We start from the raw sequence: 13,353 nt of genomic DNA on the forward strand, positions 1-13,353 counted from the left end.
AATACTGTGACTATAAGGTTTAAAAAAACTATTTAAAATAATTCTAAATAAACTTGCATAGTACGTCTATCCCTTTTACTTTTGTGGACTCAAAACATAATTATTTATAACAAGTCTAAATAAAAATAGTAAAAATGAAACGAGTAGTTTTAGGAGTAACAATAGTAACAGCAGCATTAGCCTTTACAGCCTGTAATAGTGATAATGATAACGTTTTATCAGTAAGTCAGGAACCAGGAGTAGTACAGCCTACGTCTTACGAATTTTTACGTAACGGTGAATCGACAGTAAGTTTTGGCGGACAAACAACACGAATAGCAATGACTACCGAGTTGGTTTCCGCTTTGAAAATAAACACAACTACCGAAACGGAATTGAACAATATGTTTGCACACGTTGAAGGTAATGCAGATTTTTCAGAGGCTGACCTTAATGCATCAGGAAAAAGCATTCGGAGTAAAGTAGCGGCGTCTAGAGATTACTTCTCGGCAAATACAACAGGTGCTAACGCTATTAAAGCAGAATTTGATACTTGGATTACAGAGCAAGCAACAATAGTGTTTCCTAACTGGAGCGTAGAAGCAACATCGGGAACAGCAGGATTTAAGCAAGAAGCAGGTGGTGGTTCTATTCGCTATGTAAATGGTAAAGGATTAGAATTAAATCAAGCAGTGGCTAAAGGGTTAATTGGAGGGTTAATGACCGATCAAATATTAAATAATTACTTAAGTGATGCTGTTTTAGACGAAGGTGCTAATAGAGCAAATAATACGAACAAAGTTGTGGAAAGTGGAAAAATGTACACGACTATGGAGCATAAATGGGATGAAGCTTTTGGTTACCTATATGGGGCTGAAGCGAACCCTGCTTTTCCAACTTTAGATGGCGATTCATTTCTAAATAATTATTTAGGAAAAGTGAATGAAGATGGTGATTTTGCCGGAATTGCAAACACAGTATTTAAGGCTTTTGCTTTAGGTAGAGCAGCAATTATTGCTAACGATTACGATTTAAGAGATGAGCAAATTACTATCCTTAGAGAAAATATTTCTAAAGTAACTGCAGTACGCGCCGTGCATTATTTACAAGGTGGTAAAAATGCATTAGCTACTGGTGATATGGCAAAAACATTCCACCAATTATCAGAAGGCTTCGGTTTTATCTATAGTTTACAATTTACAAGAGAACCAAACGCAGATACGCCTTATGTGTTCGCTACAGAGGTTAATGATTTTACGGCGCAACTAATGGAAGGTAACGGTTTTTGGGAGGTTACTCCTGCAACTTTAAACGCGATGTCTGAAACTATAGCAACGCGATTTGGGTTTACGGTTCAAGCGGCCTTATAAGAATACAATCTAGAAAAGCAGAGATTTTAATATGCCTCTGCGTCTTCGATATTCAGTAATAAAAAAGAATAAGCTTATTAAGCTTTAATAAATGAGATACTTAGGTATTTAGTATCTTTGCAAAGCTTTTTAAAAACAAATATAAAAAGGATGATTAAAAAGGGTATTTCAATACTAGTATTAGCATTGGTTATCGTGGGGTGTAGTACTTCAGACGATAGCAATACTAATGGAGGAGCTTCTGATAATTTTGATAGACAAGCAATGCTTACCCATTGGGCAGATAATTTTATCATTCCAGTTTTAGAGGATGTTAATATAGAGTTAGAGGCGCTGGTACAAGCAAAGAACACGTTTGTAACAACTCCTAATCAAGCTAATTTAGTTAGTCTAAGAACGGCTTGGTTATCGGCTTACAAAGTATGGCAATATGCCGAAATGTTTAATATTGGTAAAGCGGATGAGTTAGCATATTTCAAGCAAATGAATATCTATCCGAGTAATGTAACTCTAATCGAGAGTAATATTTCAAATGGATCTTACGATTTAGGCAATAGTGGTAATAATGCTGCCGTTGGTTTCCCTGCTTTAGATTATTTATTATTTGGAGTAGCGACAACAGATACTGATATTGTTGCTATATATTCTACGAGTGTAAATGCAAGTAATTATACTGCGTATCTGTCGGATGTTGTAGAAAAAATGAAAACGTTAACGCAAACAGTGGTAACAAGTTGGAATTCTGGTTATAGAAATGATTATATAAGTAGATCGGGTAACTCAGCAACAAGTGGTGTTAACGAAACGGTAAACGACTATATTAATTATTACGAACGCGGTTTACGATCTCTGAAGTTTGGAATTCCAGCTGGAGTGTTTGCAAATAGCCCTTTGCCAGAAAAGGTAGAAGGGTATTACTCTAAAATATATTCTAAAGAATTAGCAGCTGAAGCGTTAAATGCGGTTCAAGAATTTTTTATTGGAGAGGCTTACAATTCTACAGTTACTGGCCCGAGTTTAAAGGCGTATTTGGGCTACTTAAACAAAACAGATATTTCATCGTCTATTGTAACGCAGTACGACCAAGCGCGAACGCGAATGCAAGTGCTTAACCCTAATTTTAATCAGCAAATACAAGACGATAGTAGCAAAATGACGCAAGTTTACGACGCGTTGCAAGTAGGTGTTGTTTTATTAAAAGTTGATATGATTCAGGCGATGCAAATTAGTTTAGATCAAGGGTATGTAGATAATGATGGCGATTAATACTTTATAAAACATAATACTAAAGGATTCTCTAAACTGTTTTTGGAGGATCTTTTTTTTGTACAAATTTGGCCAAATGACAGCAACACTTAAAACATACTTTCAATCGCAAACTAATGCAGCACCTTTAGCTGTATTTAGAATGCTCTTTGGTATTATGATGTTGTATAGTATTGTTAGGTTTTGGTATCACGGGTGGATAGACACGCTCTACATCGCCCCAAAATTTCACTTTTCTTATTATGGTTTGGAGTGGATTCAGCCAGTGGGTATATACACCTATCTTCTTTTTATTAGTGCAGGAATCTCTGCGTTGTTTGTCGCCTTAGGCTATAAATACAGGCTTGCTATCTGTGTGTTCTTTTTAAGTTTTACTTATATCGAGTTTATGGATAAAACCACGTATTTAAATCACTACTATTTTATAAGCGTATTAAGCTTTTTAATGATTTTTTTGCCTGCCAATGTTTCATTCTCTTTAGATGCATACACTAAAAAAATGTCGTTTACAATGGTGCCAAAATGGACTATCGATTGTTTGAAACTGTTATTGGGAATGGTTTATTTTTATGCGGGTTTGGCTAAAATAAACTCCGATTGGTTGTTTAAAGCAATGCCTTTAAAAATATGGCTACCGTCTAATTACGATATGCCTTTTTTAGGCACAAATATTATGCAACAAGAGTGGTTTCATTTTACAATGAGCTGGAGCGGTATGTTGTACGATATATGTATTCCGTTTTTGTTGTTGTACAAAAGAACACGCGGTTTTGCTTTCTTAATAGTCGTGGTTTTTCACGTATTTACACGCGTGTTATTCCCAATCGGAATGTTTCCTTTTATTATGATTGTGGCGACTTTAATTTTCTTCGATGCGTCACTTCATCTTAAAATAATAGACCTTTTAAAACGTGTATTTAAACGTTTCGGGTTTTCAAAAGAAGTATCTGTAAGTGCACACTATAATTACCCGAAATCTAAACGATTTATTTTGCCTGTATTGGCTTTATTTTTCGCTATTCAATTATTTTTGCCGTTTCGCTATGCGTTGTATCCCGGCGAATTGTTTTGGACGGAAGAAGGCTACCGGTTTTCGTGGCGTGTCATGCTTATGGAAAAATCTGGCTATACCACCTTTAAAATAGTAGACCGAGAAAGCGGAGACGCTTTTATAGTAAATAACTCCGATTTCCTTTCTTCATTTCAAGAAAAAGAAATGAGTGCTCAGCCCGATTTTATATTGGAGTATGCGCATTATTTGGGTGATCATTTTAGAAGTCAAGGGCATAAAAATGTACAAGTATTTGCAGAGAGCTATGTGGCTTTAAACGGAAGAAGAAGTCGGCCATTTATAAACAAAATGGTCGATTTATATCAAGAAAAAGAATCATTTAAACATAAAACGTGGATTTTACCATTTAACGATGAGATTAAAGGACTTTAAATTATTAGCGATTACCCTATTATTAAGTAGTTATGCTTTGGCGCAACATACTATTTCTGGAACGGTTACTCATTCTGATACGGGAGAAGGTATTGCAGATGTTCAGATTTATAATAAAGCAAAAGGGCAGCTAACAGAAACTAATGCCGACGGGTCTTACACGTTTCAAACCGACAGACCGCAATTGCAATTAGTGTTTTTTTCTTACGATTTTCAAGTTGAAGAGCGTCTTGTTTCAGTAGATAATGATGTGCAAATAAACATCAGTTTAAAACCTTTGGGCGTGACACTTTCCGAAGTTGAAATCTCAGCGCGAAAAGAAAAGGTGTTCGAATTATCGCGATTAAAAGACGTGGAAGGCACCTCTATTTTTGCAGGTAAAAAAACCGAAGTGGTTTTAGTAGAACAGTCTATGGCTAATTTGGCAAGCAATAACGCGAGACAGATTTTTAGTCAGGTGGTGGGCTTAAATATTTACCAAAACGATGACGCTGGATTACAGTTAAATATTGGAGGTCGCGGTTTAGATCCTAACAGAACGGCCAATTTTAACACACGCCAAAATGGGTACGATATTAGTGCCGACGTTTTAGGATATCCAGAAAGTTATTACACGCCAGCCAGCGAAGGAATTAAAGAAATACAAGTGGTGCGTGGTGCGGCATCGTTGCAGTACGGGACACAATTTGGAGGGTTAATTAATTTTAAAATGAAAACCCCAAATCCCAATAAGCCTTTCGAGCTCATTACTAGAAATACGGTAGGTAGTAATGGACTGTACACTAACTTTACAAGTGTAAGTGGCACAAAGAAAAAGTGGAGTTATTACAGTTACTTTAATTACAAAAAAGGAGACGGTTTTAGACCACATTCAGAGTTCGAATCTAAAAATGTGTTTGCGCATTTAGGCTATCAATTTAATGAGAACACGTCTTTAACCGGGGAAGTAACCTATATGCGGTATTTAGCGCAACAGGGGGGAGGCTTATCGGATACTATGTTTTATACCAATCCTAATCAAAGTAACAGAGAAAGAAACTGGTTTCAGGTGGATTGGTTGTTATATAATTTAAAATTTGCGCATCAATTTACAGAAAACACCAATTTCACGTTTAACTTTTTCGGATTGAATGCCTCGCGATATGCTTTAGGGTATAGAAGTAATCGCGTAGATCAAGCCGATCCTTTAAACGAACGTGATTTAATAAAAGGAGATTTTAAAAATTATGGTTTTGAAACACGACTGTTAAGTAAGTATAAAGTGTTAGACAAAGATGCCACTTTCTTAATTGGTGCTAAAGTGTATAATGCAGATAATAAACAACAACAGGGTGCAGGAAGTGATGGTTACGGTGCAGATTTTAGTTTTTATAATAACGCGTTTTCAAGTTATAAGAATCAATCGCAATTTGATTTACCAAACTTTAACGTCTCTGTATTTGGAGAAAATATATTCTATTTAAACGATAAGGTTTCGATAACGCCAGGAGTCCGTTTTGAATATATACGAACGCAAAGTAATGGGGTCTATAAAAACATTAATTTAGATGGCGCAGATAATGTTATTTTTGAAGAAACGATAACTGATAATCAAGATTTTGAGCGTTCGTTTATACTCTTTGGTGTTGGGCTAAGCTATAAGCCAAGTTCGGCATTAGAACTCTATGCTAATTGGTCTCAAAACTACCGCTCGGTAACTTTTTCTGATATTAATATTTCTAACCCAGCATTTCAGATTAGTCCAGATATTACAGACGAGGATGGTTTTACTGCCGATTTAGGAATTAGAGGTGCCTTAAATACTATTGTGTCTTACGATATAGGAGCTTTTGCTTTGTTTTACAACGGAAGGATTGGTTTTATCCAAAAGAAGTTAGACGATAACCGTGTGGTTAGTGAACGCGGTAATGTAGGAGATGCGAGAACGTTTGGTTTAGAATCTTTAGTCGATTTTAATTTGAAAAAGATTTTACAGTTAAACTCTAATTTTAGCTTCAATTATTTTGTAAATGCCTCCTTTATAAATTCAGAGTATACCGCTTCAAAAGTTTCCGGAGTTAAAGGAAATAAAGTCGAATTTGTACCGGATTACAATATTAAAACAGGAATGAAATTCGGGTATAAAAATCTTTTAGCTAATGTTCAATATTCTTATTTATCAGAGCAGTTTACAGACGCTACAAACTCTAAGGCCGCAGGAATTAGTGGCGTTATTGGGGAAATCCCTACCTACGATATTTTAGATGTCTCTTTGTCGTATAGTTATAAGCGTTTCAAATTAGAAACAGGTATTAATAACGTCTTAGATAACGCTTATTTTACAAGACGTGCCACCGGTTATCCAGGCCCGGGAATTATTCCTTCATCGCCAAGAAATTATTACGCGACGCTACAAGTTAAGTTTTAGAACGTGTTTTATTGAAATACTTTTATAAACGCGCTGACAAGAACAGTGGTGGTATCAATAATATAATGATTCTTAATTTTAGAATATTGTAAGCAGTCTAATTATCAATGCCGCTTACCGTATTTTAATGGTGCTAAAATCGTGAAGAATAGGGGGTGTAAATGAATTCTGAATGCAAAAATTATAAGTTTTTAGCTAAATCTGTTAGTTTATGTATTACAGTGGTTGGTTCTACTCCCCAAGGATCAAAAATTGAATCTGGTGTGCGTTGCACCCAAGCAGAATGCATACCAAACATTTTAGCACCAATAACATCAAAATTGTTACTAGAAATTAACCAACTTTCAGATTTTTTTGCCTTAGCAGTTTTTAAAAAATAGTCATAAACAATCGGACTAGGTTTAAACATTTTTACATTTTCTACACTAACAACATCCTCAAAATAATGTAAAATATTAGCCGTTGTAAGTAGTTTCGTTACCGCTTCTTTACTTCCGTTAGAAAAAGCAAATAACAGGTGACCAGCATTTTTAAGAGCCTCTAAACCTTGTGCAACATCATTAAAAGCAGGTAACACTTTATAGTCGTTTAAAAGCGCTGCTTTTTGTTCGGAACTTAAATCAACGTCGAATTTTTTACACGCATAATTGAGTGCATTGTCTGTACATACAGAAAAATCTATGTACTTGTCCATTAATCCGCGTCTAAACGAATACTCTAATTGCTTGTCTCGCCACGTGTCCATAAAAGGTTTAGCAAGAGTATTACCGACTCGTTCTTTTAAAGAAGTTAGTACGGCATCGGTATTTATTAATGTGCCGTAAACATCGAAAGCTAAAGTGTATTTCATAATTAATTATTTGGTAAAGCTACTTTATTAAGCGTAAATTTCATAGCAGAGATGCCTGCTGTTACTTCATTAATCCTAGAATTAGTATAGTATAAATGGTTATCGTAGATACTAAACGAATCTGCCCATCTCACTTTTTCTCCTACAATAAAAGTATGAGTGCTACCATCTGGTTTGCGGTACATAATTTTATTGTGTTCTAAATTGGCATAGAATAAGTTGCCATTGTCGTCAAAAATCATTCCGTCTGGGGCCGATGTTTTGGCTTCAAAAGTGACGGCGTTTGCAATTTCCATAGCATTATCTAAAACCAAAGCAGCTGTAGATATACTATATAAACTGTAACCTGTAAGTGTGTGATAGTATAATTTATCATTTTTGGTATCTAAAGCAATACCATCAGAATGGACGGTGTTTGTCCATTTTGTCTCACCAAATCTTAGATACTCTAGTTCTGCCTTTGTGGATTTATGATTGTCTAAAACTCTTGTAAACTGTTCCGTTTCTAAATCTAAAATTACAAGTCCAGAATTGCCAGAATCTGTAAAGTAAATTCTATTGTTCTTTTTATCGACTCGTAAATCGTTAATATAAGAGTTGGGGTGATAGCTATTGTTGTTTAAAATATGTGTATTTACTAGAGCGTTGGTGTTTAAGTTGAAAACAAACACTCTGGGCGCCTCTAGTACGTCTTGAAACAGCGCACTTCTAGTGTCTAAAACATATAATAGATCCTCGAAAGCAATGACCGATTGTACGCCGACAAATTTATTAGCTTCAACTTTATCTCCAACCTCCCACGAATTCCACTCTTTATTCGGAAACGGAGAATGTGTCTCTGTATTTAAAAGTTCTACAACAGAATTAGTAACCCCTGTTCTCCATCTCGGGAAATTTACAAAAACACGTCCTTCATTAGTAACGGAAACACCAGTTACTTGCTGGCCTTTAAAAGAGGCAACCTCTATAACCTCTGGTGCCTCTATTGGTCTTGTAGAAGCAGTCGTTTCTAACGTGTTCACCGGTTTATCCTTACAAGAGAAAAGTAGCATTGAAAGGAGTAAAATGTAGCTAAAATTTTTCATATTAAGATTCTAATAATTCGGTCAATATTTGCTTGTAAACAGCTACAGGCTGCGCGCCGTTAACAGCACTTTTTCTATTAAAAACAACGGTGGGTACAGAGCTCACTCCTAAATTTTGCCAGTAACTTTCTACAGATTTTACATTAGCACGCATTTCTTCATTATCTAATCTTATTAAAGCCTCTTCAGCGTTTAGACCCACATCTAATAGTGCTTGTTTTAACACGTCTTTATCTGAAACGTCTTTGCGTTCTCCAAAGAATGAATTCATTAAACGCATTTTAAGTTCTGTTTGCTTGCCTTTTTCTTTGGCATATTCTAATAATACGTGGGCATCAAAAGTATTTGCCATACGCATCCCTTTAAAATAATCGAATTTAAAACCGAGTTCGGCTCCTAAACCAGTCATCTGTTCTTGCGACTCTTTTTGCTGTGCTGGCGTAGAACCATATTTTTCTATAATATGCTCCTCTACATCTTGCCCTTCAGCAGGCATATTAGGATTCAACTCAAACGGTTGCCATTCTAATTCTATTTTATCTTGAATACCCATTTCTGTAATGGCTTGTTCTAACCGTTTGTAACCAATGGCGCACCACGGACAAACAACATCTGAAACGACATCTATTTTAATTTTAGTCTTCATAATTTCTGTTTTAGTATATTTTTTTTGAAAAGCTATTTGCTTATTGCATTAGTGTTCAAAAATTCAGCTTCATTAGGTTCGTTTTTATTGACTTCGCCTTTTGGTAACATATTAAGAATCATAGAGTTTACTATTCTGCTCTTATTTAAATCGGGTGTCATAATTATTACTTTATGGAAAACGCCTAGCATTTCTGAATGTGACTTTGGGTTGCTATTGTTAATCAAAACAATACTATAAGAATCTCTATAAAAAGGGTTTACTTTGGTGGTATAAGAAGCAAGTAATGATTCATCGTCTTTAAATATTGGAGTAATTTCTTTAATATACTCTTTTGGAACTGCCTTGCTATCTTTGGCATATTTAAAAAAATCGGCTAGGTATAGCTCACTTTTTATTTCACTGGGCTCGTATCCTAGCATCAAGAGTGATTGCTCTTCAGCATTATCTAAATGGAACGGTGTATTTACTTGCTGGTCAAAGCGTACTAGCCAATGATAGGTTAATCTACTATTGAATCTTTGAGTAGTGAAATTTGATAGTTCTTCTTTTAAAGCAACCATAATAGACCTAAGTTTATAGGAGGTGAGATCATTGCCAAAGTCAAGATGAACAAATCCCGGCTTGTCGGTATCTGTTCTAAGCACATTTGTAATACAATACTGCGCAATCTTTTTTATGTTGATCTTTTTTATTTCCATACTAACTTAAGTAATCTCTTGTTTTTTTGAAATCCTTTTATCCTTTAAAACTTCATTACAGTATTTTATGATTTTGATAAAGTTAAAAGCGTTTATTTATATCAAAGAAAAAACTTTAGGTATTTGTTTTTATTAATTCACTCTTATTTTTTCTTTTTTAAAATGGTACTAAGTCACTAATTTGAAGCTCTCCTTGTACATTACTGTAATTTTTAACATCTGCAGCAAAGGTTTCTGCGTGCGGACCAAACGCGGTTTGAAAAGCAGTTACATCATCAAATTTTAAATGGGCGATAGCCACATAAGGCGGCAACTCTCCTGGAATTCTACTCGCTACTCCTAAATCTAATTCTATTCCTTTTAAAGCCGCTCCCAGCGCTTCAATAAGCATTGGTAAATGACTGTTTTTATAATAGTCTGCATCAAACTGCACCTCTTTACTGTTCGGATACATAACGGATACTTTAATCATAATTTTTATATTTTATATAATTATTGGTAAATTTAAAACTGACAAATAGCGCCATTCAAATTTACCAATAGTTATACTGTGTTTATAATTTTAGAGTTTATTTTTTAGACCAAGCAAATTTTTGGAATGCGGCGTCTACTGGCGTATTTGCAATGTGATTAGTATAGTTACTAATTACTTTTTGAGAGACCCCTAAAATTATTTCTAAGACCTGTTGTTCGCCGAATCCAGCAGCGTAAAAAGTGTTTAAATCGTCTGGAGTAACGTGGCCTCGGTTGCGAACAATAGTTAAAGTCATAGTACGTAACGCCTCTAACTTAGAGTCTTCAAGAGGGGTTTCGCTACGTAAAGCTTCTGTAATTGCATCATCAACTTTCATCATTTGTGCAATACCTGTATGTGCTGGCACACAATAATGGCAAGCGTGCTCTACATTAATGGTTTGCCAAACGACGGTTAACTCTTCTTCGTTAAATGATGAGTTTACAAATAATTCGTGTAACGTTTGGTACGCTTCTAAAGCTTTTGGAGCTCCTGCTAAAACCCCGTGTAATCCAGGAATCATACCGTAAGATTTTTGAGAGATTTCTATTAATGGTTTACTAGTTTCTGGAGCAGTTTCAAGGTTGTGAACTTTTAAAGTTGTCATAATTTCTTTTATTAATTTTATTCTAATTATAACTAAGCAATCGCTTAGTTAGGCTGTAAAAAAAAGTTACAAATTTGTGAATGTAACTTCTATTATATTTTCTAACTGATTTTTATTAAATACTTTTGATGCGATAGAGAGTCCAAGAATAGAATTCATTAAAAAATCGGCTTGCTTTTCTATTTCGATAGTTGCTCTTTGGTCGTCTTGTTCTAAATTGCTTACAAACAAATCTCTAATTTCTGAAGCAAATTGTTTCAAGACAATCATAACTTCAAGATCTGCAGCGTCTTTTATTTCATTAACAGAATTGGTTACTAAACAGCCTTTACATAAAGTGCCTTCTGTAGAGAAGTCTAGAAAATTATAAAAATACTGTTTAATACCAGTGATACCGTTATTGGAGCGTCTCAGCGTGTCTTTAATACTATTTATTTCCTTTTTGTAATATTTAATGCTTTCTAAAAAAACTCCTTGTTTGTTTTTAAAACTAGAGTAGATAGAGAATTGGTTTATGCCCATTTCTTTTTCAAGCATACGTACAGAGGTAGCCTCGTAACCATTACGCCAAAAAAGATGCATTGCTTTTTCGATAACCTCTTCTTCTATATATTGTTTTTTACGTGCCATTGTTTTTATTACTTAGCAAAACTAAGCACTTGCTTTGAAATAGAAAAACATTTTATAAAATTTTAACAATAAGGTGAAAAACGAGCAACAAACTAAAAGGTGTTTCATTTACAAGACGTTAATAATAATACTCAAAATGAAGAGTTAAATGAATAGCATTTCATATTAATTTAATTTGATAGAGACATAATAAAATAAATAGTTTAAATTTGCACGCAATTAATTCCAATTGCAATGACAGCACACGAAAATAAAATAGTTGGTGAAGGATTAACGTATGACGACGTCCTTTTAGTTCCTGCTTTTTCCGAAGTACTTCCAAGAGAAGTCAACATTCAAACAAAATTTACTAGAAATATTACAATTAACGTTCCTATCGTTTCTGCAGCGATGGATACCGTTACCGAGAGTGCTTTAGCTATTGCTATGGCTCGCGAGGGCGGGATAGGTGTGTTACATAAAAATATGACTATTAAGCAGCAAGCTCAAGAAGTCAGGAGAGTAAAACGTGCCGAAAGCGGTATGATTCTAGATCCTGTAACTTTACCACTAACTGCGGTTGTCGAGGATGCCAATAAAGCGATGAAAGAACATAACATTGGTGGTATTCCTATTGTAGATGAGAAGGGGATTTTAAAAGGTATCGTTACAAATAGAGATTTACGTTTCGAACACAAAAAAGAGCGCCCAATTACCGAAGTGATGACTAAAGAAAGGTTAGTAACTGCAGCGGTTGGTACCTCATTAAGTGATGCAGAATTAATTCTTCAAGAATATAAAATTGAAAAGTTATTAATCGTAAACGACGATTATAAACTGGAAGGCTTAATCACCTTTAGAGATATTACTAAAGTCACACAAAAGCCTATTGCAAATAAAGATACTTTTGGACGTTTGCGCGTAGCCGCTGCTATTGGGGTAACAGGAGATGCCGTAGAGCGCGCAGAAGCGTTAGTAAATGCTGGTGTAGATGCTATTATTATCGATACCGCTCACGGTCATACAAAAGGAGTGGTGACCGTATTAAAAGAAATTAAAAGTAAATTCCCAAAACTAGACGTTATAGTCGGTAATATTGCAACTGCCGAAGCGGCTAAATATTTAGTAGACGCTGGAGCCGATGCGGTTAAAGTAGGAATAGGCCCCGGTTCTATTTGTACAACTCGTGTGGTGGCAGGCGTTGGTTTTCCTCAGTTTTCTGCTGTACTAGAAGTAGCAGCGGCAATTAAAGGTAGCGGCGTTCCTGTTATCGCCGATGGTGGTATTCGCTATACTGGAGATATTCCAAAAGCTATTGCTGCAGGAGCCGACTGTGTCATGTTAGGATCGCTTTTAGCGGGCACAAAAGAATCTCCAGGAGAAACTATTATTTTTGAAGGTAGAAAATACAAATCGTATCGCGGAATGGGATCTGTGGAAGCTATGAAAAAAGGGAGTAAAGACCGTTATTTTCAAGATGTTGAAGACGATATTAAAAAATTAGTACCAGAAGGTATTGTTGGTCGTGTGGCCTATAAAGGTGAGTTGAATGAAAGTATTCATCAATTTATTGGCGGGTTACGCGCTGGTATGGGCTATTGCGGTGCTAAAGATGTCGAGACCTTAAAAGAAACCGGGCGTTTTGTAAAAATTACAGCCTCTGGAATCAACGAGAGTCACCCGCACGATGTTACTATTACAAAAGAAGCGCCTAATTATTCACGATAATTCAAGTGGTAGTTTATAGATTAAAGCTTCAACTAATAGTTGCGGCTTTTTTTTGGTCTAAGCGGAAGGGTTTACAATGAGTATTATGTTAAAATGTAGACATAGCACTTTATTACAACCAAATTTTCTTACTAATCCTTAATTGAA

At 35.3% G+C, this 13,353-nt stretch carries 12 protein-coding genes; 5 read left to right on the plus strand and 7 right to left on the minus strand.

Annotated elements, in window-relative coordinates:
* The first annotated feature begins 134 nt into the window (after positions 1-134).
* From ES677_RS12415 to ES677_RS12430, 4 genes are all read left to right on the plus strand, one after another.
* The gene (locus ES677_RS12415) at positions 135-1,349 is read left to right on the plus strand and encodes a DUF4856 domain-containing protein (RefSeq protein WP_148381416.1); all 1,215 of its coding nucleotides are present in this window, start codon (positions 135-137) and stop codon (positions 1,347-1,349) included.
* 150 nt (positions 1,350-1,499) lie between these two features.
* Positions 1,500-2,615, plus strand: a complete 1,116-nt coding sequence (locus ES677_RS12420; protein WP_148381417.1) for an imelysin family protein — start codon at positions 1,500-1,502, stop codon at positions 2,613-2,615.
* Between the two features lie 76 nt (positions 2,616-2,691).
* Positions 2,692-4,059 (plus strand): HTTM domain-containing protein, encoded by a 1,368-nt coding sequence (locus ES677_RS12425; protein ID WP_148381418.1) that lies wholly within the window; start codon positions 2,692-2,694, stop codon positions 4,057-4,059.
* Positions 4,040-6,466, plus strand: a complete 2,427-nt coding sequence (locus ES677_RS12430) for a TonB-dependent receptor domain-containing protein (protein ID WP_148368005.1) — start codon at positions 4,040-4,042, stop codon at positions 6,464-6,466. Before ES677_RS12425 ends, ES677_RS12430 begins: the two co-directional genes overlap by 20 nt.
* 181 nt (positions 6,467-6,647) lie before the next feature.
* On the opposite strand, the gene ES677_RS12435 is transcribed toward ES677_RS12430, so the two are convergent.
* The 7 genes from ES677_RS12435 to ES677_RS12465 form a co-directional block, all read right to left on the minus strand.
* Positions 6,648-7,316: a haloacid dehalogenase type II gene (locus tag ES677_RS12435; RefSeq protein ID WP_148368004.1), complete on the minus strand. Its 669-nt coding sequence runs from the start codon at positions 7,314-7,316 to the stop codon at positions 6,648-6,650.
* 2 nt (positions 7,317-7,318) lie between these two features.
* The gene (locus ES677_RS12440) at positions 7,319-8,401 is read right to left on the minus strand and encodes an L-dopachrome tautomerase-related protein (protein WP_148381419.1); all 1,083 of its coding nucleotides are present in this window, start codon (positions 8,399-8,401) and stop codon (positions 7,319-7,321) included.
* 1 nt (position 8,402) lies between these two features.
* Positions 8,403-9,047 carry a DsbA family oxidoreductase gene (locus tag ES677_RS12445; RefSeq protein ID WP_148368002.1) on the minus strand — a complete coding sequence of 215 codons (645 nt, stop codon included), beginning with the start codon at positions 9,045-9,047 and terminating at the stop codon, positions 8,403-8,405.
* 32 nt (positions 9,048-9,079) lie between these two features.
* Positions 9,080-9,748: a hypothetical protein gene (locus ES677_RS12450; protein ID WP_148381420.1), complete on the minus strand. Its 669-nt coding sequence runs from the start codon at positions 9,746-9,748 to the stop codon at positions 9,080-9,082.
* Between the two features lie 157 nt (positions 9,749-9,905).
* Positions 9,906-10,220 (minus strand): EthD family reductase, encoded by a 315-nt coding sequence (locus ES677_RS12455; protein WP_148368000.1) that lies wholly within the window; start codon positions 10,218-10,220, stop codon positions 9,906-9,908.
* 97 nt (positions 10,221-10,317) lie between these two features.
* Positions 10,318-10,869 carry a carboxymuconolactone decarboxylase family protein gene (locus ES677_RS12460; protein WP_148367999.1) on the minus strand — a complete coding sequence of 184 codons (552 nt, stop codon included), beginning with the start codon at positions 10,867-10,869 and terminating at the stop codon, positions 10,318-10,320.
* A gap of 66 nt (positions 10,870-10,935) precedes the next feature.
* Positions 10,936-11,499, minus strand: coding sequence for a TetR/AcrR family transcriptional regulator (locus tag ES677_RS12465; RefSeq protein WP_148367998.1), 564 nt, complete (start codon positions 11,497-11,499; stop codon positions 10,936-10,938).
* A gap of 234 nt (positions 11,500-11,733) precedes the next feature.
* On the opposite strand from ES677_RS12465, the gene guaB reads away from it, so the two are divergent.
* Positions 11,734-13,206 carry an IMP dehydrogenase gene (guaB, locus tag ES677_RS12470; protein ID WP_148367997.1) on the plus strand — a complete coding sequence of 491 codons (1,473 nt, stop codon included), beginning with the start codon at positions 11,734-11,736 and terminating at the stop codon, positions 13,204-13,206.
* Positions 13,207-13,353: the final 147 nt, after the last annotated feature.

The organism is Bizionia gelidisalsuginis, assembly GCF_008086185.1.
GTDB classification, from domain to species: domain Bacteria; phylum Bacteroidota; class Bacteroidia; order Flavobacteriales; family Flavobacteriaceae; genus Bizionia; species Bizionia saleffrena.

Bases quoted from the DNA above. Each gene is read 5' to 3' on its own strand.
- ES677_RS12415 (WP_148381416.1), top strand. From the start codon at position 135: ATGAAACGAGTAGTTTTAGGAGTAACAATAGTAACAGCAGCATTAGCC.
- ES677_RS12420 (WP_148381417.1), top strand. From the start codon at position 1,500: ATGATTAAAAAGGGTATTTCAATACTAGTATTAGCATTGGTTATCGTG.
- ES677_RS12425 (WP_148381418.1), top strand. From the start codon at position 2,692: ATGACAGCAACACTTAAAACATACTTTCAATCGCAAACTAATGCAGCA.
- ES677_RS12430 (WP_148368005.1), top strand. From the start codon at position 4,040: ATGAGATTAAAGGACTTTAAATTATTAGCGATTACCCTATTATTAAGT.
- ES677_RS12435 (WP_148368004.1), bottom strand. From the start codon at position 7,316: ATGAAATACACTTTAGCTTTCGATGTTTACGGCACATTAATAAATACC.
- ES677_RS12440 (WP_148381419.1), bottom strand. From the start codon at position 8,401: ATGAAAAATTTTAGCTACATTTTACTCCTTTCAATGCTACTTTTCTCT.
- ES677_RS12445 (WP_148368002.1), bottom strand. From the start codon at position 9,047: ATGAAGACTAAAATTAAAATAGATGTCGTTTCAGATGTTGTTTGTCCG.
- ES677_RS12450 (WP_148381420.1), bottom strand. From the start codon at position 9,748: ATGGAAATAAAAAAGATCAACATAAAAAAGATTGCGCAGTATTGTATT.
- ES677_RS12455 (WP_148368000.1), bottom strand. From the start codon at position 10,220: ATGATTAAAGTATCCGTTATGTATCCGAACAGTAAAGAGGTGCAGTTT.
- ES677_RS12460 (WP_148367999.1), bottom strand. From the start codon at position 10,869: ATGACAACTTTAAAAGTTCACAACCTTGAAACTGCTCCAGAAACTAGT.
- ES677_RS12465 (WP_148367998.1), bottom strand. From the start codon at position 11,499: ATGGCACGTAAAAAACAATATATAGAAGAAGAGGTTATCGAAAAAGCA.
- guaB (WP_148367997.1), top strand. From the start codon at position 11,734: ATGACAGCACACGAAAATAAAATAGTTGGTGAAGGATTAACGTATGAC.